The organism is Microvirga sp. jy35, assembly GCF_056148915.1.
In genome coordinates, this window is the sequence record NZ_JBWBEW010000018.1 from 68,772 (window position 1) to 94,950 (window position 26,179).

A 26,179-nucleotide genomic window follows, 5' to 3' on the forward strand; every position below is an offset into this window, starting at 1 on the left:
GGCCTCCGAAGAGGCCCGCCTGACGCAGCGTTATTGCGCTTACTTCGATGCAGTCTCGAACATCTCCTCGACATGTTCCCAGTTCACCAGGTTGTCGAGGAAGGCCTTGACGTAGTCGGGACGGCGGTTGCGGTAGTCGATGTAGTAGGAGTGCTCCCACACGTCGCAGCCGAGGATCGGCTGTGCGCCGTGGACCAGCGGGTTCTCGCCGTTCGGGGTCTTCATGACGGTGATCTTGCCGTCCTTGACCGCAAGCCAGGCCCAGCCGGAGCCGAACTGGCTGACGCCGGCCTGGATGAAGTCCTCCTTCATCTTGTCGACGGAGCCGAGATCCTCGACGATCTTCTTCTCGAGTTTGCCCGGCAGGGCGCCGCCGCCGTTGGGCTTCATCCACATCCAGAAATGGATGTGGTTGTAATGCTGTCCCGCATTGTTGAAGAGGGCCTGGTTCTTGCCGTAGGAGCCCTTCACGACCTCCTCGACGCTCTTGCCTTCGAATTCCGTGCCTTTCAGCAGGTTGTTGCCGGTGTTGACATAGGCCGCGTGATGCTTGTCGTGGTGAAACTCCAGAGTTTCGCGCGACATGTAGGGCTGCAGAGCATCATAGGCATAAGGCAGTTCGGGCAGAGTGAACGACATCGGCGTCTCCTTTGAATTGAGCGACCTGACGCGTTAGTTAAAGCGCAGGACGTCCGAGAGCAACGGCCAAGATCGGGACTTTTTTCTGCTCAAGCTTCCATTGCCGTTGTCTTTTGCCTATAGAAGCATAGCTTTGCCTTGATAGCCTTCGGTTTGCGTAAGATGGAGACGGCATGATCATCGCTCTATTGGCCCTCGCGATTGCGATGATCGTTGGCGGATTTCTGGCCGCTTTCTTCGGATGGGATATCGTTCTGGTCGAACGGGGCTGGACGATGGTGATCGCAGGCAGCATCACGGCCGCAAGCGGCGCGTTGCTGCTCGGCATCGCCGCGGCGGTCTCCAAGCTGTCGAAGATCGAGAGCAGGCTTGCAGGGCTGCAGGTCGCCTCCGGGCCCGACGAGTTCGGCCTGCGCCACCCCGCCGCCGGAGCGCTTGGGGGTGCCGGGCTTGCGGGCGGTCTCGCGGCCGCAGAGGCGGCCGGGGCCTACGAGGAGCGTTCGGACGAGAACCAGCCGATATTGCCTCTCTTCGAGGAAGAGGAGAGACGCGAGCAGGCTGAACTCCAGGACGAACCTCAGGACAAACCTCAGGATCAACCCCATGACACACCCATGGTGGCGGTCGCCGAATGGCCTGAGAGCAGGGATGCGCCACCTGTCATTCCTTTCCCGCCGAGGACGAGCCCGGTTGTCCTGCCTGACCAGGATGATCAGGAGCCGGAACTCAAGGTGCCGGACTTCCTCCTGGGCGACCGGAAACGCGACGACGAGGAGGTGCATCTCGTTGCCGAGCCGGGGCTCGACCTCGACGAGTTCGAGCGGGGCGAGCGTGAGCACGAGGGCGACGACCGCGGCCGGAGCGACGAGCCTCTCGAGCCCGTTTCGGACGTTGAGCCCGACATGGAGCGGCAACGCGACGGCGAGCCTGCCGTCGCAGGGGCCGAGCAGGAAACCGTTCACGAGGACCAGGGATCGCCCGACGAGGAAAGCCCGGCCACGATCATCGGCACCTACAATTCCGGCGACAACAAGTACGTAATGTTCTCGAACGGCTCGATCGAGGCTCAGACCCCGAGCGGCACCTTCCGTTTCCAGTCCCTGGAAGAGCTGAAGGAGTTCATCGCGGCTGGGGGCGAAGGCAACGCGTCGTCTAGTTTTTGAAGAGCGGAGACAGGGCGCGGAAATCCTCCGTCGCGGCTCGCTCCATCCATTCGAAAACAACCATCTCTGTGGTGACCCAATGGCAACCCGCATGCAGCAGGCGCGCGCAGGCGGCGCTGACGCTGTGAGGGGAGCGGCTCGACACCGCATCGGCGACCACGAAGACCTCCATGCCTGACGTCCTGAACTCCAAGGCAGTCTGCAGCACGCAGACATGTGCCTCCGCACCGCAGACGACGAGTTGATCACGGCCGCTGCCCCGCATGGCTGCGATCCGCTCTGCAATCGATGGCTCGCGGGCGGCCGAGAAGGCGGTTTTCGACAGGGTGACCGCGTCGCCGGGGAACGCCTCCGCGACCGAGGGGAGGGTGGCGCCCAGCCCTTTGGGATATTGTTCGGTCGCCGTCACGGGAATTCCGAGCCGCTTGGCCGCTTCCAGCAGGATCGCCAGATTGCGGACAAGGCCTTTACCCTCGTGGATCGCGGGCATCAGGCGGGCCTGGACATCGACCACCATAAGGTGCGAGCGGCCTGCATTCATCAACATGGCATCATCGATCCGGGTTGAAGAGGGGCGGTGCGCCGGGGATCGGCATGGTCATGGTGAAGCGCAGGCCTTCCTCCGGGAAATCCATCGTAACATCAGCCTGCAGCTGCGTCGCCAGAACCCGCTGCAGCAGACGCGAACCGAAGCCTTGGCGGGTGGGCGCGTTCACCCTCGGCCCGCCATGCTCGATCCAGGAAAAATGCAGGATCGGCCGCTCTCCTCCCGGCTCTACACGCCAGCGCACCTCCACCTGGCCGCCGAAGGTCGAGAGCGCTCCGTGCTTGGCCGCATTGGTCGTGAGCTCGTGAATGGCCATGCCGATGGGCACGGCTGCTTCCGACGGCAGCTCCACATGCGGACCTTCGACGATGATGCGGTTTCGCGCCTCGTCCTCGTAGGGGCCGAGTTCCGTCTGAACCAGATCCTCCAGCGCGGCTTTCTGCCAGAGATCCTCGGTGAGCAGGTTGTGGGTGCGGGCCAGCGAGACGATGCGGCCCACGAAGCCCTGGTAGAACTCGTCGATGCTGGAAGCCGTGCGAGCGGTGGAGCCGACAATGGCCTGCACTGTCGCCAGCGTGTTCTTGACCCGGTGGTGCAGCTCGCGGATCAGCAGCTGCTGGCGATGCTCCGCCTGCTTGCGGTCTGTGATGTCCTGAGCTATGCCGGTCATGCCGGCGAACACCCCTTGCCCGTCATAGAACGGCTCCGCCATGACGCCGATCCAGACCTGTTCCTGCGTATCCTTGCGCTTGAACCGGAACTCGGTGTGATACTGGGACTTGTCGGCAATCGCCTTCTCGCGATCTGCGTTCATGCGAGGCTGGTCGGAGGGGAAGATCGGCGCGAGAAGTTCATTCTTGGGCGTCGAGAGGGCTTGAGAAAAGCCGAAGATCTGTGCGGCTCTGTCCGAGAGATGGATGACGTCCCCGACGGCATCCCAGGTCCAGTCCCCCATCTTCGCGGCTCTGAGCGCCATGCGAAGCCGCTCCTCGCTGTCGCGGAGAGCTTCCTCAGTTTCCTTGAGGTCGTGAATGTCGACGCTGGTGCCGACCCATCCTTTGAATTCTCCAGATGGCGTATGGATGGGGGCGCCTTGGATCAGGTGCCAGCGATAGACGCCCTCGTGAGACCGGTAGCGCGCCTCCGTCGTGTAGGGCGTGTGGTGGGTGACGACCGGCACGAGCTCTTCCTGCATCCGCACCATGTCGTCGGGATGGATGGCGGCCATCCAGCTATGGCCCAAGGCCTCTTCCGGAGAAAGGCCGGAATAGGTGACCCAGCGTTCGTTCGTATAGGTGAGTTCGGTCCTGGGATTGAGAACCCACACCAGCGCCGGCAGAGACTCGGCAATCAGGCGGAAGCGGGCGTCGGTCTCGCGCAGGCTGATTTCGGCGCGCGCCTTCTCCACGGCTGTCCAGGTCCGCTCGGCAACGTCCTCAGCCAGCGACAAGTCGTCTCCAGACCACGCGCGAGGGTCCGCTGAGTGCATGTAAAGGATCGCCGTGAGCTTCTGATCCTTCAGCAGGGGGACGGCGAGAGCCGATCGGGCGTTGATGGTGCTGTAGGCCGCCTGAACCTCCGGCTTGTCGGCGCGGGGATCATTCCTGATGTCCTCGACATAGATCGGCCGCCCCTGCTTGAGCTCCGCCATCATTGTGGGGAGGAAATCGTACAGACGATAGGCCCGCCCCTCGTTGCTGATGACACCCTTGGACCATTCGCGCTCGACGAGGATCATGCCGCGGGTTTCATCAACCTCGCCATAGCCGGCGCAATCCACTTTGAGAAAGCGGCCCAGGCTCTGGGCCGTGGCTTCCATGATCGCGTCGGGATCGTCGAGGCTGCGCAGCTGGTCGTTCAGGTTCAGGAGAAATTTCTGTCGCTTCTGGGCGCGGTTGATCTCTTCCTTGATCCTCTCCCTCTCGGTGATGTCCTGGAAGACACCGAAGGTTTGAACAGGTTTGTCGTTCTCATCATAGATCGTGCCACCCTGCACCTGAACGCGAATGATGCGTCCGTCGGGTTTGATGAACCGGTGGTGGAGGTTGAAATGCGTATTCGTTCTGATGCTAAAGTTGATGGCTTGCAGGATACGTTCCAGATCACCTGGGTGGAACATCTGCAACAACTGTTCATGGCCGAGAACCTCGTTCTCCGGGATGCCAAGGCTCGACTTGAAGGTGGGAGACCCGGTCATGACCTCCGTTTCGAGATCGCGGTCCCAGGCGCTGAGCTTGGCAATCTCAAGAGCCATCTGCAGCTTGCCGTTGGCAATGCGCAGGGCAGTCTCTTTCTCACGTAGAAGCTGCTCCAGTTCCGCAACGCGTCGGCTGAGGTCATTGTCATGCGAAGGGTCATCCCCCGCCTTCTGCACGGGAGGCATGCTGGTCAACGATTTCTGATCTCGAGCATTCACGATAGGGGTGCGCCTCGTTCACAAGCCAAATATCTTGTAACCCTCTGCAAAGATATAGGGTTTCGGGTCAAGTCTGGAACCCCCCGATGCACTTCAGCGCGAAGGTATAAGCAAGGGCGACCTCCTCGAGACGGTCGAAGCGGCCGGCGGCACCTGCATGCCCGGCCTCCATGTTGAGCTTGAACAGGATCGGGCCGCCTCCCGTCATGCTGGCCCGGAGCCTCGCCACCCACTTCGCCGGCTCCCAATAGGTGACCCGCGGATCGGTGAGGCCTGCAAGCGCCAGGATCGCCGGATAGGCCTGAGGCTTGACGTTGTCGTAGGGCGAGTAGGCCAGGATCGTGCGGAAGGCGGCTTCGTCCGCGGCGGGATTGCCCCATTCAGGCCATTCGGGTGGGGTGAGGGGCAATTCGCTGTCGAGCATGGTGTTGAGGACGTCGACGAAGGGCACCTCCGCGACGATCCCGGCGAAGAGGTCCGGCGCCAGATTGGCCACCGCGCCCATGAGCATGCCGCCGGCGCTGCCCCCATGGGCGACGATCCGGCCGCGCGAGGTGTAGCCGGCCTGAACCAGAGCCTCGCCGCAGGCGATGAAATCCGTGAAGCTGTTGGTCTTCTTCTCGCGCTTGCCATCCATGTACCAGCGCCAGCCCTTCTCCGTGCCGCCGCGGATATGCGCGATGGCATAGACGAAGCCCCGGTCGACGAGGGACAGGATCCCGGTGCGGAAAGCCGCCGGCATGGACATGCCATAGGAGCCATAGCCGTAGAGCAGGCATGGCGCGGATCCGTCGAGGGCGACGTCGCGCCGGTGGACGAGCGAGACCGGCACCTGCTCCCCGTCGGGAGCCGTGGCGAACAGGCGGCGGGTCACATAATCGGCCGGGTCGTGTCCGCTCGGCACCTCCTGCCGCTTGCGCAGGGTCCGCTCTCCATTGTGCAGGTTGTAGTCGATCACCTCGCTCGGGGTGGTCATCGACGAGTAGTGATAGCGGATCACGTCGGTGTCGAACTCGTAGCCTGCCGAGAAGCCCAGCGAATAGGCCTCCTCGTCGAAGGCGACGCTCTCCTCGCGGCCGGTCGCAAACTCCCGGAGCACGATGCGCGGGTTCGCGTCCGCGCGCTCGAGGCGCACGAGATAGCGGGCGAGCGCCACGTGAGAGAGGATCATCGTGCCTGGGCGATAGGGCACCAGGTCTCGCCAATGAGCTCGCCCCGGCGTCGCAACGGGGGCTGAAACGATCTTGAAGTCCTCGGACCCATCCGCGTTGGCCAGGATGATGAGATCATCCCCGTGGTGCTCCACGTCGTATTTGAGCTGCGGCGTACGCGGCTCGACGACCCGGGGCGCGGCCGAAGGGTCGGCCCGGTCGAGGAGCCAGACCTCGGAGGTCTCGTGATCGCTCGCCTCGATGAGCACGAAGGCATTCGACTGGGTGACGCCGAGCTTCACGAAGAAGCCCGGATCCTTCTCCTCGTAGACGACCTGATCCTGATCGATGCTCGTTCCGAGGCGATGATGCTTGACCCGGACCGGACGATGGTTCTCGTCGAGCTCCACATAATAGAAGCTCGAGGAATCGTTCAGCCACACGGCGCCGCCGGAGGTTTGAGCCACCTCGTCGGGCAGATCGGCGCCGCTCCCGAGATCGCGCACGCGGATCGTGAAGTATTCCGATCCCTTAACATCTGCGCTCCAGGCCAGCAGGTGGTGGTCGGGCGAGTGATCCGCTCCGCCAAGATCGAAGAAGGGGTGGCCCTCGGCCTCCTTGTCTCCATCGAGCATGATTGTCTCTGGACCTCCGTCCCGCGGCTGGCGGCAGACGAGGGGGTGCTGTCCGCCCTCCCGGTAGCGGGTGAAGTACGCGTAGGGACCATCCGGCTCGGGAACGGTGGAATCATCTTCCTTGATGCGGCCGCGCATCTCGGCCACGAGACGGGCCTGGAACTCCTCCGTCCCGGTGAAGGCTGCGGCCGCGTAGGCGTTCTCCTGCTCGAGGCAGGCGCGGATCTCCGGATCAAGCACCGTCGGATCCTTGAGAACCTCCTTCCAGTTCTCCGCCTTCAGCCAAGCGTATTCGTCCCGGACCTCAGCCCCATGCATTTCGAAGACGTGCGATTTCGCTGGAACGGATGGCGCAGCAGGCAAGGGATGGAAGGGGAGGCGTTCGGGTTTCATGAAATCTTCCGGTGAGGCAGGTAGGGCGGGGATTATGCACAGATAACTCTGATTTCCCACGGCGGGTCCCCAGCAGGGTCGTCATGCGCTCCAACGTTCTGCTCAAGTGCCTTTTTAGTTACTTCTTCGTCTCCAAAGGATGAAATTCATGTGATCAGGTCCCTAACCTATGGACATAGGCATTAACTTTTGCTCCCCGGTTTATTGCACAGTGAAAGATGATACGAAGTTTTCCAAAGTTTTCCTTTTGAACATCTTGCATTGGGGCTGAATTTGACATACTTGGACAAACGAGCACGATTTCTGTGCAAGTACGGTGCGGTTCTAGGAAGAAGCAAGCATTGCTTCAGACGAGAATGCTCAAAGATAGGTTGAAATGCTTTTTTGAGCCGTTCCAAAGAGCCGGAAAGGAAGAAAATCAAAATGAGCGACAACATCGCTGCTTCGAACTACATTGAGTTGGCTGCGGATATCGTGTCCGCTTATGTCAGCAATAATTCCGTTCCTACGTCCGACCTTCCGACTCTGATCAACGAGGTCCATACGGCTCTTCTTCGTGTCGGGGGCGGCACGGTGGAAGTGCCCGTCGAGGCGCCCAAGCCCGCGATCCCGGTCAAGAAGTCCGTGACGCCGGATTACATCGTCTGCCTTGAAGACGGAAAGAAGTTCAAGTCTCTGAAGCGTCATCTGCGCACGCAGTACAACATGACGCCCGAGCAGTACCGCGAGAAGTGGGGCCTGCCCGTCGATTACCCGATGGTGGCTCCCAACTACGCGAAGGCCCGCTCCGAGCTCGCCAAGGAAATGGGCCTCGGCCAGCAGCGCCGGAAGCGCCGCTCCTCGCGCAGCGCCGGCTAAACGACGCTCATTCGTTGAAATCAGCCGCCCTCAGGGCGGCTTTTTTCATTCCGGAGCCTTGCTGAACCTGGACTTCGTCTGAGCCTCCTGCGCAAAGCGGCCTCGATAAGCCGCCGGGCTGGTGCCAAGGCGAGAGCGGAAGTGATGGCGTAGGGTCGCGGCGGAGCCGAACCCGGCCGCGCCTGCAATATCCTCGATCGAGCTCCGGGTCGTTTCCAGCAGTTCGCGGGCTCGGATCAGACGCTCAGCGAGCAGCCACTCCCCAGGCGGCAGGCCGGTCGCGGCTCTGAAGCGCCGCAGGAAGGTTCGGGTGCTCATGCCCGCCTCGGCGGCCAGCATGTCGATCGGCTGCTCCTCGCTGAGCCGTTGCCGCATCCGGTCGAGGAGGGGAGCGAATCTGGCCCCCTCCCGTGCAGGCGGAACGGGGCGTTCGATGAACTGCGCCTGCCCGCCCTCGCGATGGGGCGGCACGACGAGGCGGCGGGCCAGCCGGTTGGCGATGTCAGGGCCGTAATCGGCGCGCACCACATGAAGGCAGAGATCGATCCCCGCCGCGCTGCCGGCGGATGTCAGCAGCCGGCCTTCATCCACGTAGAGGACGTCCGGCTCCACCTTGATCTCGGGATAGACCTTCGAGAGCTGTTCCACATGGTGCCAGTGAGTCGTCGCGCGGCGCCCCGACAGGAGGCCCGTGGCCGCAAGGGCGAAGACGCCGGAGCAGATGGACATCAGCCGCGCCCCGCGCCCATGCGCCCGCTTCAGGGCTTCGACAAGTACCGCCGGAACCGGTTCGGCGGAGGCTCCCCGCCATCCGGGGATCACGATGGTATCCGCCTGTTCCAGAAGCTCGAGCCCGCCATCGGCCTCGATCCGGAAGCCGCCGATGGCCCGTAAGGGACCGGGTTCGATGGCGCAGACGGCGAAGCGGTACCAGTCCGGCCCCATCTCCGGGCGGGGCAGTCCGAAGATCTCGACCGCGATGCCGAATTCAAAGGTGCTCAGGCGATCATAGGCGAGGGCGACGACGAGGCGATTTGGCATGATGTTTACGTCTGTTGGCACAAGCGCCACTTTCCACCATGACGCCTGTGCGGAACTCTGGCGATGGTTTTTCCACAAGGAGGTTCTCATGCCAGCCAGTTCCGTTGCGGCCATTCCTGCTGCCGCATCCGCCGTCGCCCAGGCCCATTTCTCCGCCCGGCTCTCCCTGGAGACCGACTGCGCCGACGTGCATGATGCATTCACGAGCAGCGCAGCCGACTTCGTGCTCCTCGACGTGCGCGGCCCTAAGGCCTATGCCCGCAGCCACGTTCCGGGCGCCCTCAACCTTCCGCACCGGGAGATCACGGCGGAGCGCATGTCCGCTTGGCCTGAGGATACCTTGTTCGTGGTCTATTGCGCCGGCCCGCATTGCAACGGCGCCGACAGGGCGGCATTGCGGCTGGCGCAGCTCGGGCGCCCGGTGAAGCTGATGCTCGGCGGCATGACGGGCTGGGCGGACGAAGGATTTTCCTTCGCGGAAGGGGCAGAGCCGGGGTCCCTCAAGCTCTCGTCCGCAGCGTAAACCGGCGCGATCCCTCGCTGGAAGATGCGGGGGATCATTGCGGCCTTTGTGCGGGCGGCTCCGGCGCCGTCCGACTTATCCTCAGTCTTATCAACAGTTTTGAATCGCGTTGACAACTAGGAATATGCCCCCACTATCGGAGGAGGAAGGGGCAGCCCTTCCTTAGTTTATTTATAGGAACAAAACATGAACATTGAAGACGGCGATGCGGTTCATCAAGGTATTGCCGCGGCAGGCTTTTCAACACCGGAGAAGGCCGGCACGAAGAGGCGGAAGGGACATGCGAAGACCGTGGCGGAACGTGGCACCGGACAAGCGGCGGGCGATTCCCTGTCCCGGGAGGCGAAGCGCCTGCTTGGAGCGCTGGGCCAGCCGGAGACCTGGGCGTTCGTCGATCCGACGGATTCGTCGAGCGTGCTTATCCACAGGCGTCGGGGCAGCGTCTCGGTCGGGGCAGGGCGCTATGGGGCTACGGCGGCGGATGCCCTCGCGCGCGCGGATCTCGCCTGCTGGCAGCAGGCAGGCTCAGGCCGGCGGATTCTGCAGCTGACATCGTCCGGTGAAGCCCATCTTCGTCGCATCTCCGCACCCGACAGGGACCTCGCCTTCCTGCACCAGCATCGTGCGACCGAAGTCGCGCATGTGGAAACGGACACGGGAGCAGCGCGCGTGCGGATCGACACGGAGGAGAGCCCCCTCGACTGGCTGCGCCGGCGAAAGGATCGCAACGGTGCGTCGATGATCGACGAGGCGTCGTATCAGGCAGGGGAGCGGCTTCGCATGGACATCATGCTCGCAGGTCTCCTGCCGGGCGTGACGGCGCGATGGGACGGGATGCCGAAGACCGGCGGCCCTGCCTCACCGGGCGAGGCCACCGACCGGATGGTCGCGGCGCGCCAGAGGCTCCGCCACGCCTTCGACGCCATCGGGGGCGATTTCAGCGACCTGCTCCTCGACCTCTGCGGCTTTCTCAAGGGGCTGGAGCAGATCGAGCGGGAGCGGCAATGGCCCGCGCGCTCGGCCAAGATCGTCGTGCGCCTCGCCCTTGCGCGTCTCGCGGAGCATTACGGCATCGAGTCGACGGCTCGCGGCCCCGCTGCCTCCCAAGGCATCCGGGCATGGCAGGCGGTGGTGATCGAGGGCGGGCGGATGTGAGGGCCTGCCCTTGCTGTCTTGGTCATGGCCGGGCTCGTCCCGGCCATTTCGATGGGAGAAGCGATGCACCTCGCGGATCGAGATCTCCGGCACGAGGCCGGTGACGACGTCGGGAATGCCAAAGGTGCCTTAGGACGCAGCCAGCGCCATCTGCGCATCGCGGCGGATGCGCTCGACCATGGATCTGACGCCGTTCGACCGTTGAGGCGTGAGGTGCTCGGACAGTCCGAGCTCCTTGAACAGGCCGAGGGCATCCGTGGAGAGCGCCTCCGAAGCCGTCTTGCCGTCGTACAGGGAGATGAGGAGCGCCACGAGGCCGCGCACGATGTGGGCATCGCTGTCGCCGAGCAGATGCAGGACCGGCTGACCCTCGGAGGATTTCACGTCGGTCTGGAGCCAGACCTGACTGGCGCAGCCCTGGACCTTGTAGACGTCGCTATGCGCCTCGTCGGGCAGCGGCTCCATGAGCCGGCCGAGCTCGATCAGGTAGCGATAGCGCTCCTCCCAATCGTCGAGCAGCTCGAAGTTGGAAACGATTTCGTCGATCGTCGGCAGCATGGGAAACCTGTGATGTCTGCCGGTCATATAGCCACCGGGCAGCCATTTGGCGACGGGTGCTGCGGAAATTAGGTGCGCGGCTTGGATGAGGCCGACGCGCGGTCCTCCGGCCGCAGGGTATCGGCCGGCCTGGAAGCGTCCGCCAGGGGGAAGCCCGAGGACGTGAGGATCTTGTCGACCACCGCCTGCTTGGCGCTGTCCGGCAGGGCCTTCCAGACGGTCTCCAGGTGCCCCGTGCCCTCCGTTGCGGGCGGGAGAGAAGGGGAAGCCGGCTCGCTTGCCCTCGGGGTGAACAGCGCCTCGAGGGCGGCGGTGCCTTCTCCCTTCTGCCGGACAGGCGAGTAGTAGAAAATGGCGCCGACGATGAGGATGAAACGGATGATGGACAACATGGGTGGCTGCGGTTGGCCTGGAACGAACGATGATGCAGCACCATAACGTACCCGATGCATCTGGCGTAGGCGTGTCATCAGAAATCGTCAAACAGGATGAACGAAACCTTGCTGCTTTCTCGCAGGGCCAAGTCTCTACAGAACAAGGAGAAATCCGGGCATACATCGCCATCCCGCCGCAGGCGGATGTCGGGATCGATGCCGGCCGGGATCTCCCGGGACGAACGGCCGCGGCAATTAGGTTTCGTTTAAGCGCCCTCTGTCAGGCTTCCTGGCCAGAAGGACGGCGGGCGGATTCAGCCGCGGGCTTGTCCTTTCGCCTGCGCGGTCCAAAACGACCTCATCTCTCGAAGACGGAACGATCCCTTGCGCGAAGCTTTTGTCGACCAGCCCGATGACGACATGGACCTTCCCGCCGTGGTGCGGCGCAAGGCGCCGGCACGGCCGCCGCAACGGCGCGGCACGAAGCCCCCTCGCAGGCCGGGTATGGCCGAGCGTGCCGCCGCTTTCGTGTTCGGTCACCCGCAGCAGATTCTTGCCGCCCTGTTGCTGACCGGATGCGGAGGGGTGATTGCCTGGAACGCGCTCGCGCTGCAGAGCAGTCGCCATCCGGCGCCGCTCTTCAACACCCGGGAAGTCATGCTCGCGCCGGAGCCGTCTCCCCAGGCTGGGACAGATCGGCTCTTGCCGCCTGCGCGCCCTGGAGCTGAACCTGCCGAGCCATTGGCGACGGCGCCGAACCCGCATGCATTCGTTCCGCATGCAGCAGCACCTGAGACAAATGCTGCTGGCGCGACGACAAAACCTGTGGCGCGAAGCCCGATCGGGGAGATGATCCGCAACGGCGGCCAGCCCGCGCCGGCCGCCGCGCCTCCCGCGCGAGCCCAGCAGCCCGCGCCCGCAGCGGCACCGCCGGCTGCGCGCACCGCCGCGCGCGATCCCATTGCCGACATGATCCGCATGGGCGGACCGGTGCCGGTGCCGCCCGGCAATGTGGGCCGGCAGGATCCCGGCGACACTATTCTCGCCGGACAGCGCGCGCTTGCGCGGCTCGGCTACAGCGTGAAGGTGGACGGCCTGATGGGCTCGGGAACGCGGCAGGCCGTCGAGCGCTTCGAGCAGGAGCGGCGCCTGCCGGTCACGGGCGAGTTCAATGCGCGCACCATGCGCGAATTGTCCAACGCATCCGGCATCGCGGTTCAATAGTGGCGCGCCTTCGCTCCGATTTCTGGGTCTCGGCCTATCTCCGCCGCTGCTCGGTGGAAGGCCTCGACGCTGCCCTGCGCAAACGCGGCGCCGCCGAGGCCGGAGCGATCTTCGTCAAGATCGATCATCTCGACGGCACCGCGAGCCTGTACGGCCCTGCGCCGCAGCTCTTCCTGGACGACAGCGGGGAGCGCCTGTTCGCTCCGGTCCTGCAGAATGCGACGCCCCTCGACGTGGAGGAGCGCATGACCCGCGAACTGCGCTTCGATCCCGACCTCTGGCTCGTCGAGGTGGACGACCGGCAGGGCCGCCATTTCCTCGAACTGGCGCCGGGGGACTAGTCTCGGGCATCGATCCCTTTCAAAGGGCCTTGCCGACAGTCATCTTCGACCGGAACTCTTCGTCGCCATCGATGAAGGCGGCTTCCGTGCCGGCTCCGACTGCGTCGAAGAACCGGCTGACGAAGCACCGAAAGGCGGCGCAGAGGGCGATGTCGCAGATCTGCTGGTCCGAGAAGCCTGCTGACCGCAATCTGTCGATGTCCGATGCTGAAATGCGCGATGCGTCGACGGCGATCTGTTCTGCATAGGACAGCATCGCGACGTCCCGTGCGGACAAGCGCGCTGTTCGAAAATCGTTCTGAACCGCGAGCACCGCTTCCTTCGTTCCGAGATCCGCGATGAGCTGCTTGCTGTAGACCTGGGAGCAGTAGGTTGACGGGATATGCTTTGCGGCGATGAGTGTGATCAGACGCCATTCGCGCAGGCCAAGGGAAAATCCGGCCCTGATCCTGTCGGAGAAGTCGGTGTAGATCGGCAGCAGGTCGGGGCGGGCGGTGAAGCATTTCGTCGCTTCCATGACGAAGCCGAGCTGCGCCCTCTGCCGTTCGTAAATCTCTGCGACCCGGCCGGTTGCTTGCTCTTCCTCAATCGTTTCCAGGAACATACGACTCTCCGATCGATCCCCCCGCACGGGAAACCCTATCAGAAATCCGGATCGCGAGGCATTCCTCCTACGGATGCAGGCAGCCAATACACCCCTATGCCTGATGTTTTCCGGACAGAGCTCTCACGCCAAGGACCGCCTCGACGAGCGCAAGAGCAACTGGGCCAGGAACATCCCGCACCTCGCGCACAAGCTCCCTGATCGCCGAGAGCGGATAGGACAGGGCAGGGTGCAGGGAGAGGAAGACTCTCGTCGAATCCTCCCGGCTCATGTCGAGCGCTTTCAAGGCGAGCGCGAGGAGACGATGGCGTCCGATCTCGAGCACCGTCCACTCCGTCGACGGGGGAAGGCCGAGGAAGGTGGAGAGGAGAGCCTCCAGCCGCTCCACATCCCCCCTGCGGCTGACCGCCAGGAGCTCCGCGACGTCCTCCTCGGAGAGCACGCACGACCGCGTGATGCGCTGCCCGGCCAGCATGCCGGCGACATGCTCGCGGATCGCCGCGCGTCGCACAGCATCGGCTGCGAGGTAGAGGGGCACTTGATCGCTTGCCGGAAGATCGTCGCGCCGGAGAAGGGTCCGGGCGAGGGCAGGGCGGCACCGCGCGCGCCGCACCAGAAGCTTGAACGATGCAGTGTCGGGCGCAACGGCGGGATTGGCCGCAAGGGTCTCCGCGATGGCCTCCTCGCCGAGAAGCAGCAGCCTCCGAATGGTCGCGGTGTCGAGATCCGGGCGGGCCGCGAGCCGCAGACGTCCTGCAGGCGTTGCGAGCTGCCGGCGATTCGCGGTCGCGGGCAGATGCCGGGCGTGCTGGAGCACGACGGAACGTGCCTCGGGCGAATGCTGAACGAGATAATCGAGCACGGATGCCGGTGCATCGGCACAGGGCGCGAGGATGCGGGCGAGTGCCAGGAGTGTTGCCGAGTCCGCGCGCGGCAGGGAGCCGAGCATGAGCGCCTCGAAAGTTTCGATGCTCTCACGGTCGCGGGCGGGCGCGGCGACAAACATCTCCGCGTTCACTTTCACGAGAGCAGCGCGCATGTCCGGAGTCGCACTCTCGGAGGATCCGAAGCCCGACAGGCCCGACCAGAGATCCGGGTTCGAAGAGGACGTCATACGCAACTCGCTTCAACGCAACTGCGCGGAGACTAGGGCGTGCATGTTAGCGCATCTTTAACGCTCTTCGGCGGCACGGAATACGCGCGATCCCAGGCGGAACATAAGCGCGGCCGTGAATGTTGTTTTCATGTCAGGCTAGGCATTTTTCGACATGGCAGAGCCCGGCGGAAACCATCTGTTAACCATAGGTCTCCTTTTGTGGGTCAGTCGTCGAGGCAGCCAGTGGCACCGTAGAAGAGGAGGGCAGAATGCAAGACGTCTGGACGAGATCGCCGGGAGTGGTGATCGCATTCCCGGATAGTACGGAGCGGCCGCCGCGTCCGCATCTGTCGGCGAACGAACCCAGGGGCGAGATTCTTCTCTTCACGGGTGTTCGCTACGAGAGACCGGCTCCCAATCCTGGCCCGTCCCGCCCCTTCGCATCCAGCGGCCGCGGCCGTCGGCGTTCCTGATTCATCGGTTGTTTCATTGCCCACGTGGCGCCGTTAGGCGTCGTTCAAAGGCTGGCTGCGTCGCGCACCATCAGCACGGCATCCGGTCCGTAGCTCGCGAGCTTTGCCCCCAGGCCTGACATCGCGACCGCGCGAAAGCCGGCCTTCTCCCAGAATGACTGCGACTTGTTGACGGCGACCAGCGACAGGCTGTCGAAGCGCGCCTCGCGCGCATGGACCGCCAAGTGTTCCATGATCTGCGCCGCATAGCCCTTGCCCCGCGCCTCGGGCAGCAGAGCGACGTCGTGGATGTAGTAGGTTGTGGCGGAGGACGGGATCCCGCCGAGGAGCCGGTTCAGGGGCGGCGGCTCCGCGAAGCGCCACGGATGGGTGAGCGCATAGCCGATGGCGCGTCCAGCCTCGACCAGCATGAAGCAGCCGTGCGGATAGAGACGCTGGCGCTCGGCCAGAACCCCGGGATCCTCCGGGTGGCTGAAATGGATTGCGTCCGCCAGAACCTGAACCTGGGCCAGGTCCTGCGGGGTCATCGGCCGCCAGGGCATGCGTCTCAGGCGTCCTGTTCGGCCGTGCAGGAGACCGCCTTTGCCATCTCTTCCGCCTGGGGCCGCAGGCTCGGGGAAGGCGCGACCACGCGCACGATGACGAAGCCCTGCACCTCGGGCGCGACGATCCGCACGTCGCGGGAGGGGTCGTTCTCGTCCTCGGCGGCCCGGGCCTCGTCGAGCTGGCGCGGCGTCATGGCAACGATCTCGAGCTCGCCGCGCACGGCGGCACGATCCGTCACGGCGAAGAACACGCCGCCCGTTTCCTTATGGAAGGAGAAGGAGAGGGGGAGCGAACCTGCACGGGTTGCGACCCGCATCGGTCCGTTTCGAAGGTCGAAGGCACAGGTCGCAACCGCAGTGGCGGGATCAGGCCTGGACAGCCACGTGTTCTGGCCGCCGGGGGCACTGATGATCTGGGCCTTGTCCGCGGTCAGGGTCGCCTGGACCTTCGAAAAGGCATCCTGATCGGCCAGATGGGGGCTGGCCAGGATGGCCGCGATATGGACGCCTACGGCGACCACGAGGCCGCAGAGGGTGGCGATGAAGAAACGACCGAAACCTCTCATGCGCCGCACCCCAGCCGCTGAATGACGGGCATGTCGCCCTGCTCGAGATTGGCTCCCGCAGCTCCCGGCGGGTCGTAGAGGCGCAGGACGACGGTGAAGGGGCTGCCTGCGGGGAGCTGGAGCCAGTTGCCCGGCTGAACCTCCCGCGACAGGGCAACGGAGAAACGGTCCTGCGCGTCGCGAAGCACCTCCGCCGAGGTGAAGCTGCTGCGTCCCAGGTCCGTGGCCGGCAGGCGCCCGGCTTGGTCGTAGACGGTCAGCGTCCAGACCCGCGCGATGGGTGCCACCGGGCCGACGCTATAGGAGCAGGCCGAGTCGAGCGGCCTGCCGTCATTGTCCGTGGCGGCCGTAAATCCCATCCCTTCGCCCGTGGCGAGGGGAACGTCGCTCCGGCGCGCGATGATGGCGCGCATGTAGGGATCGGCCTCGGGGGCGCCGAGCTTGGGCCAGGCCTGCCACGGACCGAGCCGGAGGCTGCCGAAGGGGGGATCGCGGTTGATGGCCCAATAGGCTGTTCCAAGGCCGAGTCCCAGCGCCAGGAGAAGCGTGTAGACGACCAGGATGGCTGTGGGGACTCGGCGGATGGACACGGACAGGGATGGCCTCGATGGGGCGCGCATCGAAGCGGCCGCAGGGGCGTTCGTCAAGAGAGCCTCACTCTGCATGATCAGGGCATGGCGACTTGGCGGGGGGCATTCACGGCCGCCGAGCTGCGCTGCGCTTCCGGAGCCTTGCCCGTCGTGACGGAGCGGTCGACCGACTGGAACAAGGTGCCGATTCCCCCGAGAACCTCATAGGACCTGCGCGACAGGGTACCGGCCAGGAAGGCCTGCGAGGTCGCCTGGGCCTGATCCGCCGCCGGACGGTTGGAGGAAGCAACGCGGTTGGCATTGGCCGGGCTTGCCCCGGGGATCGGGCGGATCTCCAGGTTCTGGTGGGCGACATTCATCACGTCGTGCCATGTCATGGCCGGGAGCGTGCCGCCGGTCATGTCGTTCATCGGGGTGGAATCGTCGTTGCCGTACCAGACGCTGGCCACGAGGTTGCCCGTATAGCCCACGAACCAGGCGTCCTTGTAGCCGTTGGTGGTGCCGGTCTTGCCAGCTACCGGGATGCCTTCGAGAATGGCCCGCTTGCCGGTGCCTTCCTCGACCACCTTGTTCAGCATGAAGTTCATGTCCTGCACCACGCGGGTGTCGAGCACCTGCTTAGGCTGGGCGTCCCGGTCACGGCTGAAGATGACCTCGCCGGAGGAGTTGCGCACCTCCCAGGCCGCATAAGGATCGGCGCGCTTGCCGCCATTGGCAAAGACCGCGTAGGCGGCCGCCATGTCGATGACGGTCACCTCGGCGGCGCCGATGGGCAGGGAGCTCGAATCCGTGAGCGGATGAGTGAGGCCCATGCGCTTGGCCGTATCGACGATCACGGCGCGGCCCGCCTTGGCGTTGCCCTTGCCGATCTCGAGCGACATGCGGACGGGAATCGAGTTGATCGAGCGTGCCAGGGCTGACGTCAGGGACATGGAGCCGGAGAAGGAGCGGTTGTAGTTCTGGGGACACCAGTTGCCCAGACAGATCGGCTGGTCGACCACGTTCGAGTTCGGTCGCAGCTTCGGATTGGTGGTCAAGGCCGCCGTATAGACGAACGGTTTGAAGGACGAGCCAGGCTGGCGAAGGCCGCCGGTGGCGCGGTTGAACTGGCTCTGGCCGTAATCGCGGCCGCCCACGATGGCCCGCACGGCGCCGTCCACATCCATGACCACGAGGGCGCCCTGGCCCACCTTGTACTGTCGTCCATGCTGACGCAGCATGTTCTCGAGGGTCTGCTCCGCATGGCGCTGCAGCGTCGTGTCCAAGGGGGTCTTCACGATCAGCACGCGCTCGTTGCCGAACTTCTTCTGCGAGGCCTGAAGCTTCACCTGCTCGAAGGCCCAGTCGAGATAGAAGTCCGGCGTCGTCTCGCGCTCCCGGTTGATCGGGGTGGCCGGATTGCGCCGGGCGATCTGGATCTGGCCCTCGGTGAGGAAGCCGGCCTCGACCATGTTGCGCAGCACCTCGTTTGCCCGCGCACGGGCAGCCGGCAGGTTGATGTGCGGGGCATACTTGGTCGGCGCCTTGAACAGGCCGGCCAGCATGGCGGACTCTGCCAGCGTGAGGTCTTTCGCCGGCTTGCCGAAGTAGTAATCCGCGGCCGCCACGGCGCCGTGGGCGCCGCCGCCCATGTAGGCGCGGTCGAGATAGAGCTTGAGGATCTCGTCCTTGGTGAGGTGGAACTCGAGCCAGATCGCCAGGAAGGCTTCCTTGATCTTGCGCTCAAGGGAGCGCTCGTTCGTCAGGAAGAGGTTTTTCGCCAGCTGCTGGGTGATGGAGGAGCCGCCCTGGACCACGCCGCCGCCCTGCGCATTGACGATGAGCGCGCGCAGGGTGCCGAAGGGGTCGATGCCCCAGTGATCGTAGAAGCGCCGGTCCTCGGTCGCCAGCGCCGCCTTGATCAGGTGATCCGGGAAATCCTCAAGCTTGTAGGAATCGTCGAGGTTCAGGCCGCGTCGCCCGACCTCCTGGCCATACCGGTCGAGGAAGGTGACGGCGAGGTCCTGGGTCTTGAGCCAGTCATCCTCCGTCTCCTGGAAGGCCGGGAGGGCGAGCGCCAGCATGACCACGGCGCCGCCGGCGCCCAGCGTTGTCGCCTCGCTCGTCAGGTCCAGGAGAACCCGGGGAGCCCCGCGAAACCGCAGGCCCTTCATCTTCTCCGAATACCATTCCCACGCGCTTGCGAGGCCGTTGCCGCCCTGGAACAGGGCAGAGTTGAGCCAGGCATCGAACGCGAGCGCGGCACGCTTGATTCGTGTCGTGAAGGGGATAGGAGGCTGCTGGCTCACGGCGGTCCTTCGGGGCGGGTCAGGTGGCCTGACCTCACGCATATTATGATCGTTCGGTATCCTAGCGGCAACGCTGAAGCGCGGCGAGGCTGATATATATAACTCCGAACCTTGTTTGTAGGTTCACGGAGATTTACCTCTTAGGAGCTAAAAGGCTGCGACACGTGCGGTTTAGCACTTTCCTTCAAACCGCCTCAAAGAGACGTCAAAGCGCCCACATGCCAAATGCCGCACCCGTCATCCGCTCCCAGCCGGAGGAGCAACCCTTCTGGCGCGTGAAGTCCCTCGAAGCCATGAGCCTCGACGAGTGGGAGAGCCTGTGCGACGGCTGCGGGCGCTGCTGCCTCGTCAAGCTCGAGGACGAGGACACGGCAGAGGTGATGTACACCAATGTGGGCTGCACCCTGCTGGACGATCAGACCTGCCGCTGCCGCGACTACCCGAACCGTCAGGCCAAGGTGGCCGATTGCGTGCGCCTGACCCCCCAGGCGGTCCACAGTCTTTCCTGGCTGCCCCGGACCTGCGCCTACCGTCTGCTGGCGGAGGGCAGCGACCTTCCCTGGTGGCACCCGCTCGTCTCCGGCGATCCGGAGACGGTTCATGCGGCCGGCGTCTCCGTTCGCGACCGGGTGGCAGGCCCCGAGGAGAACTTCAGCATCGCCGAACTCCTGGAGCGCATCACCGATTGGCCCATGGAGCACCCTGAAGACTGAGCGCCGGAAGGCCCTGGCAGGCTGTCCTTCGTCAGAACGACCCGCCGGTCCTGAATCCACCTCCGCCGAAGGATCCGCCTGTCCCGAAGCCGCCTGGCTGGGGGAAGGGGATGCCTCCGCCGAAGCCGGAATCCCAGGGGCTTGGGCCATGATGGAAGCCGCCGCGCAGGACCTGTCCCAGGATGGCTCCGCCGATCGCCCCGGTGAGGACGCCGCCGAGCACGTTGCTCAAGGCCGCCTCGTTGCCGAAGCTGCCATAGGGGGTGTCGTAGCCCTGGCTGCGCAACTCCTCCCATTCCTGTTCGATGGTCGACCGCCGCTGGGCCGTCTCCTTGAGCTGGCGGTGAGCGTCAAGGGCCTGGCGCAGCGCCCGGTTCATCATCACATCGGTGGCCTGGATGCGGCGCACGATCGCCTCGTCCTCGGGGGTCGGGGTGCGTAGGGCTTCCTCGTAAAGCTGGTTGAGGTCCTCGCGCTCATCCGCGGCGGCGAGCAGGGCGACGGCCTCCCGGTAGGGCGCATCCCCCTCCAGCACCGAGGCATCGTGGGTGCGGTCCAGATCGGCGAGCGCTGCCCGGGCTTCGGCGAGCCCTCTCTCGGCCTCATCCACCGCCTCCTTGTTCTGAGCGGCCTTTTCCTCCAGCGGCGGGATCCCGGCAGCGACGAGCGCCTGGCGTTCGAGGCCGGTCAGCCGGCTCCGGACGGCCCTCAGATCATCGATGATGCGGCGGGCGTGCTCCCGCAGCCTTTCCGGGATCTCGTTGAGCAGGGCGTAGTTGGCCCGCGCCTTGTCGTAGCCGACGACGCGCGCCACCAGCCGGTCCATATACCGGGTGAAGGGGCCGGCCCGGTAGGAGGCCGTGCCGAATTTGCGCTTCCACAGGTACATGAACAGCGGGTCGGCCTCATAAGGCCGACGCTTCTCGTCCCGGTCGGTTTCGGCCTGCACGGCCTTCTTCTCGGCCTGCTGAGCCTGTCCGGTGATCTCGGCCACCTTGGCACGGGCTGCGATCCATTCAGAATCGGCGCTGATCTTCGCCTCAACATCCTGGCGGAGGATTTCGACCTGGCTTAATGCCTGCTCCAGGGCATCCACGGCCGCCTGCCTCCGGGCCTCGGCCTGTCTCACCCGCGCCTCAGCCTGATGACGTCGGTCGGTCAGCTGTCGCAAGGCCTCCTGGCGGCTGTTGAGCACGCTCAGCGCCTGCCGTTCGGCCGCATCCAGCTGGCCGACGACCTGGTTCTGCCTGATCGCATCGAGCTTCAGCCGCGCCAGCTCGCGGAACGCTTCCGTGCGCTGGATCCGGAGGCGGCCGACCTCCTCGGTGGCCCGGGTATAGGCGAGCTCGCACTTGGCCTCCTGCTGGCGGGCCTTCTCGATGGTCTGCTCGATCTGCGCGAGTGCCTGACGTCCCGAAATCATCGCCCTACCATTGTGTGATCGCACCATTGAGAACCGGGATCTGATAATCCACGTCGAGCTGGCCCCGGCGCTTCTCGCCGAGGCGGTTGCGCTGCACGATTCCGTCGTCGTTCTTGTCCCGCTGCACCTGCATGGCCGTGGTCTCGCTCACGCGCACGCCCCACTTCGACGCCGTCACGGTCCGGCCGTCCTCTTCGTTCGTAACCGGCAGGCTCAGGACCCGGCCGTCGGGGGCGACCGCCTCCACGATCAGGTAATAGTTCCGGCCGGCCGGGTTGCGCTCCGGCACGCGCCAGACACCGGTGGGCTCCCCAGGGCGGGAGACGATCCGCAGAACATATTCGCGCCGCAGCTCCGCGCGCAGGACCTCCAGATCGCTGATGGCCTGCCGCGCTCCGGCGGCATCACCGCGCGCGATGGCGGTCTTGCCCTCCGCCAGAAGCCGGTCGGCCCTTTCACGGGCGACCGGCACCTGCGCCTCCCGCAGCACGTCCTCGTGACCCTGCTCCAGGGCGGTCGGCAATCGTGTGGCCAGCTCGATCCGGTTCCGCTCGGTCTGAGCCTGCTCCTGCGCCACCCGCTGGCGAGCCGGTTCGACCACGCCGAAGTGGTAGGCGCCCCAGCCGAAGGCCAGCAGGGCCAGCAGGGTGAGCAGGCGCCGCCCAATCCTGCCGCGGTTCACCCAGGCCCGCGCCACGGTCCGGGCGAAGCTCGGGCCCGGCGGAGTATAGATGAAGCGCTGCTCCTTGAGCGCCTGCACACCCTCCTGCAGGATCCGGTCGGGAACCTCAATACCCTGACCGTGGTAGATCTCGCGAAGCCGATGCAGCAGCTGTGCGTCGCGGTCATGCTCGCTCAGCTCGCGGCTGACGAGAATCTCCTGGTGGCGGAGCGTGTCCACCACGTCCATTGCGAGCATCACCTCGTCGAGGTCCCGGGGCGGCTGGCCGGGAGGGCTCGCGGGCGGTGTGGCGACCATCTCAGCCATTGGGCGGCAGCGCCTGTCCTTCCGCCACGAGGCGCGCGATGCGCCGCTTGCCGTCCTCGACCGCGTCGCGGATCTCGGCCGAGTTCTGCGTCGAGAGCCGGCGCATTTCGCCGATGATCTCCTGGGAGCGCTCCTGGAACGTGATCACCGAATCCACGAGCTTCTTCACCGCATCGGCGCGAATGGTGGGGCCATAGCCCGCCCTCACGGCGGCCTCGCCCACCTGATCGCCGATCTCGGCCAGCACCTCCAGGCTGCGGGACACGCCTTCCTTCATCTCGTTCAGGGTCTGGGTCGCCTCGTTCAGGCCGAACATGCCGGTGAACGACGCCTTCAAGGCGGTGAACACCGAGTCGTTGGTGGAGAAGAACGACACGGCCTGGGCATAGACGCGCTCCTTGGCGTTCGTCATCTGCATCAGGCGCGCCATGATCACTTCGGAGGTATTGTAGCCGATCGTCAGGTTGTCGGAGAGGTCCTTGGCGATCTGGTAGCGCTTCTCCTCGTCCTGAGTGCGGCGGAGCTGTTCGTCTCGCGTGAGCTCGAGCCGCGCGCGCTCGGCCACCTCCGTGCCCTGGAAATTCGCTACCGTATCGGAGGCGCGCTGCAGCTCCGCCCTGGCGGCTTCGAGCTTCCGCTCGGCGGTTTGCAGCACCTCGAGGGCCATGACCTCGGCATGCTTGAGAGCGCCGCGGAAGTCGCGATAGGCGTCGAGGATGATCTGCTCGCGCTGAATCTGGTCCTTGGTCGACCGGGTCACGTCGAGATAGACCTCTTTGATCTTGTCGAAGCGGTCCGCGACATCGCCCCGGGAGATCTTCATCCAAACGTTGTTGATGCGTTCGAACAGATCGATCTTCTGATCGTCCAGCTGGTCGACCATCTTCTTCGTGTCGTCACGGATCGAGTTGAAGGATTCCGTGATCTCGCGGTAGCGCTCGCCGATCTCCATGGCCTGTGTCTGCTCGCGCACCACTTCGTTGAACACGCTGGTCTGCCCCAGGGTGCGCGCAATGATCACGATGCGGTCCTGATCGAGGTCCGAGATCTTCTCCAGAAGGCCGTTGATGGGGGCGTCCATGGCCTGAGGCGGGATGATCCCGAGCTCCCGCAGGGCTGATGTCGCCTTATCGAGATACTGCAGGGGCGTTTTAACGACGATATCGGACATGGGATCTCCTCCGGACCAGATCGCGGCCTCTCAGCCGTTCTCTGGAAATTGCCGGCGCAACGCATCGACGGGCGCCAGCGAAAGCACAGCGGTCTAATGTGCAATCGGATCGAGGGTTCCCGGAAGCGCCCGACGCACAGCCTAGCAGTTGCTTGCGATGAAACGCTCATCGCGGCGTTACGAACCGACTTCCTGCGACCTGTTGCTTTCATCCTCACCCGGAACATCCGTGTGCTCGCCGAGGGTCTCCCGGACGTAGAGCTTCTTCACCAGGACGTAGGTCACCACGGCGAGGGGAAAGCCGAAGATCAAGCCAAGCGTGCCGAACAGGACGCTGCCGATCAGGATTGCGAAGAGCGCCAGGGCCGGCGGGATGCTGATCATGCTTCTGGCCACCAGGGGGAAGATCACGTTGCCCTCGATCTGCTGGATTACCAGCATTGCGAGAACGGTCCAGAGAGCAGCCTCTCCGCTGACGCTGAAGGCGATCAGCACGGCCGGAAGCGCGCCGAGAATGGGGCCGAGGAAAGGGATGAAATCCGCCAGGCCTGCGATGAGCCCTAGGGCGATGGCGGAGGGCAAGCCGATGAGCCAATAGGCGATGGTCGACAGAACCGCCACGCATGCCATGGCGATCAGCTGAGACGTCAGCCAAAGGCGCAAGGCCTGCCCGGACGCGTGCAGTGAGTCCTCGACCCGTTCATGATGACGGATCGGGAACAGCTTGACGAAACCTTGCCGATAGAGGCGTGGAGCCGCCGCGATATAGATACCGGCAATCACCACGAGGATGAAGTCCGCCAATCCATCGAGAATGGCGCCGCCAACACCGGCAATGCGTGCTGCCATGCTCCCGTTCGGCGCGTTGTTCATCATCTCGGAAAGGTCGTCGCTGACGGCGCCGAGGCCGAGATTCTTGGAAAAGTTGTCCACCGCAAAGGGCAGTCGCTCCACCACGTTGGAGAACTGCGCCCGGACCTGCGTTCCGAACAAGGCCATCATGGCCAGGAGCGCTACGAAGATGAGAAGGGTCGCAACCGTGAGGCTCCATCGACTGGGCACCCGCAGGTAGCGTTCCAGTGCCTCGGCGGCGGAGTGCAGGAGGAGAGCGACCAGGATAGCCCCGAAGGCCAGCAGAAGAACGTCCGACAGCTTCCAGAGGAGGAGAGCGAACAGCCCAAGGCCGAGTGCGATGAGGAACTTACGGATGAATTCCGCATCTCTCATAATCCCCAGTCGGGAACGGTCCTGGTCATCCATCGTTTACGCCCTCTCCACTTGCGCATTGACAATGGAAACGGCGAAGCTCGGTTCCGAATTATGAGCCGAGCGTATTCATGAAGCGATTAGGGATTAGCGCTTCATAACTTGACTGTATAAGGCGAAATACATTCCCAACATTGTGGAACGTTATGAGAAATTCATGGTTGTTCTGGCATGGAGGGAAGTCAAATGACATCGAATGTCATCTGTTTTATTCTCGGTACAGTCTTTCCGCTTGCTACAGTGGGCTGGCTTTTCGTTCATTGATCGGAAAGTCGCTCATTCCGTCCAGTTGAAGTATTCTGTGCACCTAAACCTGATCGATGCCCATTCAAAACCCGCCTGATAGCTTCAGGCGGGTTTTGCATAGTTTGACTGTTGATTTTGGCTAGCGAATAACGTCCGTGCAGGACTGATTGCCTCGAATGTCTACGCTGCAGGTTCGCTGGCGGATGGATCCGGTGGTTACAGGATCTGACACGACAACAACGCCCGGCGCTGACTGGGCCTTGGCGTTCTGCTCGGCCACGCCGCCTGCGATGCCTCCGACGCCCGCGCCGATCACGGCACCCACGGGTCCGCCCACGACCGCACCGGCGACTGCGCCGGTTGCAACGCCCGCTGCCGTGCCCTCTTGGGCAAAGGCAAGATGGGGCATGATGATGAGAGCGGATGCAGACAATCCGATAGCAAGTTTACGCATAACTCGTTCCTTCATCAGATGTATTCTGATGAATAACGTTGAGGTTATCCTCAAGGTTCCCCTTTGGGCAGGATAGTCTTCGGTCTCTACTTCGAAGCGGCGGCAGCGCGCTTGATCAATTCTTCCCGGAGTGTGCCGGGCAGGTCGATGCCCGTCAGGCGCCAGGTGGTGCCGCTCAGGCGGAAGGTGACCTTGAACTGCTGGTCCCGGGGCTCGTCCGGGGTGAGCGGGATCGTGATGGCCCGAAACCCCTGCGCTTCGGACATGATGAAGATCCGCCAGGCCTGTTGGAACGAACCGGGATCGAGCCCGATCGCCTGCACGCCCGCGCCCTCCCGCTGGATCCGCTCCAGCTGCCCGTCTTCCAGAAGATCGATCAGGGCCTGAGGCGTGACGAGTTCCTCCAGAAACGGGTTTCCGGCGGTCGCTCCAGCCTGAGCGGCCAGTTGCCGGTCGCGTTCGCTAAGGTCCTGGGTCTTCAGGTATTCCCCAAGGATCTGACGGGCGAGGGAGACGCGCAAAGCGTTGAAATTGACGCGCTCAGTGATGCGGGCGACGTCCTTGGCCTGGACGGCCTTGGAAAGGTCGTAGAGCGCAACGAAGGGCGAGACCAAGAAGATGGCATACGCCAGGAGCAGAAGGAAGCTGATACGAAAGGTCCAGCGCATCGGGTCCAACGTCAAAGGGTGCGGGGGCCGTCAGCATGGGGGTGAGGCGACCGGTGAACAGCCTCAGGTA

Annotated in this window: 26 protein-coding genes; 7 read left to right on the forward strand and 19 right to left on the reverse strand. The window is 64.3% G+C overall.

What is annotated here, in order from left to right; translation table 11 throughout:
* Positions 1-39 precede the first annotated feature (39 nt).
* Entirely contained in the window at positions 40-639 is a 600-nt protein-coding gene (locus tag AC0QTX_RS15035; protein ID WP_474604626.1) for a superoxide dismutase, read from the reverse strand.
* 173 nt (positions 640-812) lie between these two features.
* On the opposite strand from AC0QTX_RS15035, the gene AC0QTX_RS15040 reads away from it, so the two are divergent.
* Positions 813-1,802: a hypothetical protein gene (locus AC0QTX_RS15040; RefSeq protein ID WP_474604627.1), complete on the forward strand. Its 990-nt coding sequence runs from the start codon at positions 813-815 to the stop codon at positions 1,800-1,802.
* Here AC0QTX_RS15040 and AC0QTX_RS15045 read toward each other — a convergent pair.
* The 3 genes from AC0QTX_RS15045 to AC0QTX_RS15055 all read right to left on the reverse strand — a co-directional run bounded on the left by AC0QTX_RS15045 (position 1,792) and on the right by AC0QTX_RS15055 (position 6,944).
* The gene (locus AC0QTX_RS15045) at positions 1,792-2,349 is read right to left on the reverse strand and encodes a hydrolase (RefSeq protein WP_474604628.1); all 558 of its coding nucleotides are present in this window, start codon (positions 2,347-2,349) and stop codon (positions 1,792-1,794) included. The genes AC0QTX_RS15040 and AC0QTX_RS15045 overlap by 11 nt on opposite strands.
* A gap of 4 nt (positions 2,350-2,353) precedes the next feature.
* Complete coding sequence (locus AC0QTX_RS15050) at positions 2,354-4,732, reverse strand: PAS domain S-box protein (RefSeq protein WP_474604657.1); 2,379 nt, start codon at positions 4,730-4,732, stop codon at positions 2,354-2,356.
* A 100-nt stretch (positions 4,733-4,832) separates the two neighbouring features.
* The gene (locus tag AC0QTX_RS15055; RefSeq protein WP_474604629.1) at positions 4,833-6,944 is read right to left on the reverse strand and encodes a S9 family peptidase; all 2,112 of its coding nucleotides are present in this window, start codon (positions 6,942-6,944) and stop codon (positions 4,833-4,835) included.
* Positions 6,945-7,367: 423 nt separating this feature from the next.
* On the opposite strand from AC0QTX_RS15055, the gene AC0QTX_RS15060 reads away from it, so the two are divergent.
* A complete protein-coding gene (locus AC0QTX_RS15060) occupies positions 7,368-7,802 on the forward strand; it encodes a Ros/MucR family transcriptional regulator (protein ID WP_474604630.1) in 435 nt (144 codons plus the stop codon).
* Positions 7,803-7,847: 45 nt separating this feature from the next.
* Here AC0QTX_RS15060 and ftrA read toward each other — a convergent pair whose 3' ends face one another.
* Positions 7,848-8,843, reverse strand: coding sequence for a transcriptional regulator FtrA (gene ftrA / locus AC0QTX_RS15065; RefSeq protein WP_474604631.1), 996 nt, complete (start codon positions 8,841-8,843; stop codon positions 7,848-7,850).
* A gap of 88 nt (positions 8,844-8,931) precedes the next feature.
* Between ftrA and AC0QTX_RS15070 the strand changes: the two genes are divergently transcribed.
* Positions 8,932-9,366, forward strand: coding sequence for a rhodanese-like domain-containing protein (locus AC0QTX_RS15070; RefSeq protein WP_474604632.1), 435 nt, complete (start codon positions 8,932-8,934; stop codon positions 9,364-9,366).
* Positions 9,367-9,552: 186 nt separating this feature from the next.
* The gene (locus tag AC0QTX_RS15075) at positions 9,553-10,521 is read left to right on the forward strand and encodes a DUF6456 domain-containing protein (RefSeq protein WP_474604633.1); all 969 of its coding nucleotides are present in this window, start codon (positions 9,553-9,555) and stop codon (positions 10,519-10,521) included.
* 129 nt (positions 10,522-10,650) lie between these two features.
* Here AC0QTX_RS15075 and AC0QTX_RS15080 read toward each other — a convergent pair whose 3' ends face one another.
* Positions 10,651-11,106 (reverse strand): SufE family protein, encoded by a 456-nt coding sequence (locus tag AC0QTX_RS15080; RefSeq protein ID WP_474604634.1) that lies wholly within the window; start codon positions 11,104-11,106, stop codon positions 10,651-10,653.
* A gap of 41 nt (positions 11,107-11,147) precedes the next feature.
* Complete coding sequence (locus AC0QTX_RS15085) at positions 11,148-11,471, reverse strand: hypothetical protein (RefSeq protein ID WP_474604635.1); 324 nt, start codon at positions 11,469-11,471, stop codon at positions 11,148-11,150.
* Positions 11,472-11,837: 366 nt separating this feature from the next.
* Here AC0QTX_RS15085 and AC0QTX_RS15090 point away from each other — a divergent pair, with 366 nt between their 5' ends.
* A complete protein-coding gene (locus tag AC0QTX_RS15090) occupies positions 11,838-12,677 on the forward strand; it encodes a peptidoglycan-binding domain-containing protein (protein WP_474604636.1) in 840 nt (279 codons plus the stop codon).
* Positions 12,677-13,018 (forward strand): DUF1491 family protein, encoded by a 342-nt coding sequence (locus tag AC0QTX_RS15095; RefSeq protein WP_474604637.1) that lies wholly within the window; start codon positions 12,677-12,679, stop codon positions 13,016-13,018. The genes AC0QTX_RS15090 and AC0QTX_RS15095 overlap by 1 nt, the downstream gene beginning before the upstream one ends.
* 19 nt (positions 13,019-13,037) lie before the next feature.
* Here the strand turns inward: AC0QTX_RS15095 and AC0QTX_RS15100 are convergent, their stop codons facing one another.
* The 6 genes from AC0QTX_RS15100 to AC0QTX_RS15125 all read right to left on the reverse strand — a co-directional run bounded on the left by AC0QTX_RS15100 (position 13,038) and on the right by AC0QTX_RS15125 (position 19,180).
* The gene (locus AC0QTX_RS15100; RefSeq protein WP_474604638.1) at positions 13,038-13,622 is read right to left on the reverse strand and encodes a carboxymuconolactone decarboxylase family protein; all 585 of its coding nucleotides are present in this window, start codon (positions 13,620-13,622) and stop codon (positions 13,038-13,040) included.
* Positions 13,623-13,716: 94 nt separating this feature from the next.
* A complete protein-coding gene (locus tag AC0QTX_RS15105; RefSeq protein ID WP_474604639.1) occupies positions 13,717-14,736 on the reverse strand; it encodes a hypothetical protein in 1,020 nt (339 codons plus the stop codon).
* A gap of 499 nt (positions 14,737-15,235) precedes the next feature.
* Positions 15,236-15,733: a GNAT family N-acetyltransferase gene (locus AC0QTX_RS15110; RefSeq protein ID WP_474604640.1), complete on the reverse strand. Its 498-nt coding sequence runs from the start codon at positions 15,731-15,733 to the stop codon at positions 15,236-15,238.
* Positions 15,734-15,738: 5 nt separating this feature from the next.
* Positions 15,739-16,302, reverse strand: coding sequence for a DUF1254 domain-containing protein (locus tag AC0QTX_RS15115; RefSeq protein ID WP_474604641.1), 564 nt, complete (start codon positions 16,300-16,302; stop codon positions 15,739-15,741).
* Complete coding sequence (locus AC0QTX_RS15120; protein ID WP_474604642.1) at positions 16,299-16,949, reverse strand: DUF1214 domain-containing protein; 651 nt, start codon at positions 16,947-16,949, stop codon at positions 16,299-16,301. Before AC0QTX_RS15120 ends, AC0QTX_RS15115 begins: the two co-directional genes overlap by 4 nt.
* Before the next feature lie 20 nt (positions 16,950-16,969).
* Positions 16,970-19,180: a transglycosylase domain-containing protein gene (locus AC0QTX_RS15125; RefSeq protein ID WP_474604643.1), complete on the reverse strand. Its 2,211-nt coding sequence runs from the start codon at positions 19,178-19,180 to the stop codon at positions 16,970-16,972.
* Between the two features lie 218 nt (positions 19,181-19,398).
* On the opposite strand from AC0QTX_RS15125, the gene AC0QTX_RS15130 reads away from it, so the two are divergent.
* Positions 19,399-19,893, forward strand: coding sequence for a YcgN family cysteine cluster protein (locus tag AC0QTX_RS15130; protein WP_474604644.1), 495 nt, complete (start codon positions 19,399-19,401; stop codon positions 19,891-19,893).
* A gap of 31 nt (positions 19,894-19,924) precedes the next feature.
* Here AC0QTX_RS15130 and AC0QTX_RS15135 read toward each other — a convergent pair whose 3' ends face one another.
* The 6 genes from AC0QTX_RS15135 to AC0QTX_RS15160 all read right to left on the reverse strand — a co-directional run bounded on the left by AC0QTX_RS15135 (position 19,925) and on the right by AC0QTX_RS15160 (position 26,109).
* Positions 19,925-21,316 carry a coiled-coil domain-containing protein gene (locus AC0QTX_RS15135; RefSeq protein WP_474604645.1) on the reverse strand — a complete coding sequence of 464 codons (1,392 nt, stop codon included), beginning with the start codon at positions 21,314-21,316 and terminating at the stop codon, positions 19,925-19,927.
* A gap of 4 nt (positions 21,317-21,320) precedes the next feature.
* Complete coding sequence (locus tag AC0QTX_RS15140) at positions 21,321-22,304, reverse strand: DUF6384 family protein (protein ID WP_474604646.1); 984 nt, start codon at positions 22,302-22,304, stop codon at positions 21,321-21,323.
* The gene (locus tag AC0QTX_RS15145; protein ID WP_474604647.1) at positions 22,297-23,475 is read right to left on the reverse strand and encodes a cell surface protein; all 1,179 of its coding nucleotides are present in this window, start codon (positions 23,473-23,475) and stop codon (positions 22,297-22,299) included. Before AC0QTX_RS15145 ends, AC0QTX_RS15140 begins: the two co-directional genes overlap by 8 nt.
* Positions 23,476-23,652: 177 nt before the next feature.
* Positions 23,653-24,735, reverse strand: a complete 1,083-nt coding sequence (locus AC0QTX_RS15150; RefSeq protein WP_474604648.1) for an AI-2E family transporter — start codon at positions 24,733-24,735, stop codon at positions 23,653-23,655.
* Positions 24,736-25,126: 391 nt separating this feature from the next.
* Complete coding sequence (locus tag AC0QTX_RS15155; protein WP_474604649.1) at positions 25,127-25,441, reverse strand: YMGG-like glycine zipper-containing protein; 315 nt, start codon at positions 25,439-25,441, stop codon at positions 25,127-25,129.
* An 86-nt stretch (positions 25,442-25,527) separates the two neighbouring features.
* On the reverse strand, positions 25,528-26,109 hold the full coding sequence (locus AC0QTX_RS15160; RefSeq protein ID WP_474604650.1) for a DUF2939 domain-containing protein: 582 nt from the start codon (positions 26,107-26,109) through the stop codon (positions 25,528-25,530).
* Positions 26,110-26,179 lie beyond the last annotated feature (70 nt).

Coding starts and splice junctions, on each gene's coding strand:
- AC0QTX_RS15045 (WP_474604628.1), bottom strand. CDS start 2,349: ATGTTGATGAATGCAGGCCGCTCGCACCTTATGGTGGTCGATGTCCAG.
- AC0QTX_RS15060 (WP_474604630.1), top strand. CDS start 7,368: ATGAGCGACAACATCGCTGCTTCGAACTACATTGAGTTGGCTGCGGAT.
- AC0QTX_RS15115 (WP_474604641.1), bottom strand. CDS start 16,302: ATGAGAGGTTTCGGTCGTTTCTTCATCGCCACCCTCTGCGGCCTCGTG.
- AC0QTX_RS15140 (WP_474604646.1), bottom strand. CDS start 22,304: ATGGCTGAGATGGTCGCCACACCGCCCGCGAGCCCTCCCGGCCAGCCG.
- AC0QTX_RS15110 (WP_474604640.1), bottom strand. CDS start 15,733: ATGCCCTGGCGGCCGATGACCCCGCAGGACCTGGCCCAGGTTCAGGTT.
- AC0QTX_RS15035 (WP_474604626.1), bottom strand. CDS start 639: ATGTCGTTCACTCTGCCCGAACTGCCTTATGCCTATGATGCTCTGCAG.
- AC0QTX_RS15130 (WP_474604644.1), top strand. CDS start 19,399: ATGCCAAATGCCGCACCCGTCATCCGCTCCCAGCCGGAGGAGCAACCC.
- AC0QTX_RS15085 (WP_474604635.1), bottom strand. CDS start 11,471: ATGTTGTCCATCATCCGTTTCATCCTCATCGTCGGCGCCATTTTCTAC.
- AC0QTX_RS15080 (WP_474604634.1), bottom strand. CDS start 11,106: ATGACCGGCAGACATCACAGGTTTCCCATGCTGCCGACGATCGACGAA.
- AC0QTX_RS15050 (WP_474604657.1), bottom strand. CDS start 4,732: ATGCCTCCCGTGCAGAAGGCGGGGGATGACCCTTCGCATGACAATGAC.
- AC0QTX_RS15145 (WP_474604647.1), bottom strand. CDS start 23,475: ATGTCCGATATCGTCGTTAAAACGCCCCTGCAGTATCTCGATAAGGCG.
- AC0QTX_RS15040 (WP_474604627.1), top strand. CDS start 813: ATGATCATCGCTCTATTGGCCCTCGCGATTGCGATGATCGTTGGCGGA.
- AC0QTX_RS15150 (WP_474604648.1), bottom strand. CDS start 24,735: ATGGATGACCAGGACCGTTCCCGACTGGGGATTATGAGAGATGCGGAA.
- AC0QTX_RS15070 (WP_474604632.1), top strand. CDS start 8,932: ATGCCAGCCAGTTCCGTTGCGGCCATTCCTGCTGCCGCATCCGCCGTC.
- AC0QTX_RS15075 (WP_474604633.1), top strand. CDS start 9,553: ATGAACATTGAAGACGGCGATGCGGTTCATCAAGGTATTGCCGCGGCA.
- AC0QTX_RS15100 (WP_474604638.1), bottom strand. CDS start 13,622: ATGTTCCTGGAAACGATTGAGGAAGAGCAAGCAACCGGCCGGGTCGCA.
- ftrA (WP_474604631.1), bottom strand. CDS start 8,843: ATGCCAAATCGCCTCGTCGTCGCCCTCGCCTATGATCGCCTGAGCACC.
- AC0QTX_RS15105 (WP_474604639.1), bottom strand. CDS start 14,736: ATGACGTCCTCTTCGAACCCGGATCTCTGGTCGGGCCTGTCGGGCTTC.
- AC0QTX_RS15155 (WP_474604649.1), bottom strand. CDS start 25,441: ATGCGTAAACTTGCTATCGGATTGTCTGCATCCGCTCTCATCATCATG.
- AC0QTX_RS15160 (WP_474604650.1), bottom strand. CDS start 26,109: ATGCGCTGGACCTTTCGTATCAGCTTCCTTCTGCTCCTGGCGTATGCC.
- AC0QTX_RS15135 (WP_474604645.1), bottom strand. CDS start 21,316: ATGATTTCGGGACGTCAGGCACTCGCGCAGATCGAGCAGACCATCGAG.
- AC0QTX_RS15055 (WP_474604629.1), bottom strand. CDS start 6,944: ATGAAACCCGAACGCCTCCCCTTCCATCCCTTGCCTGCTGCGCCATCC.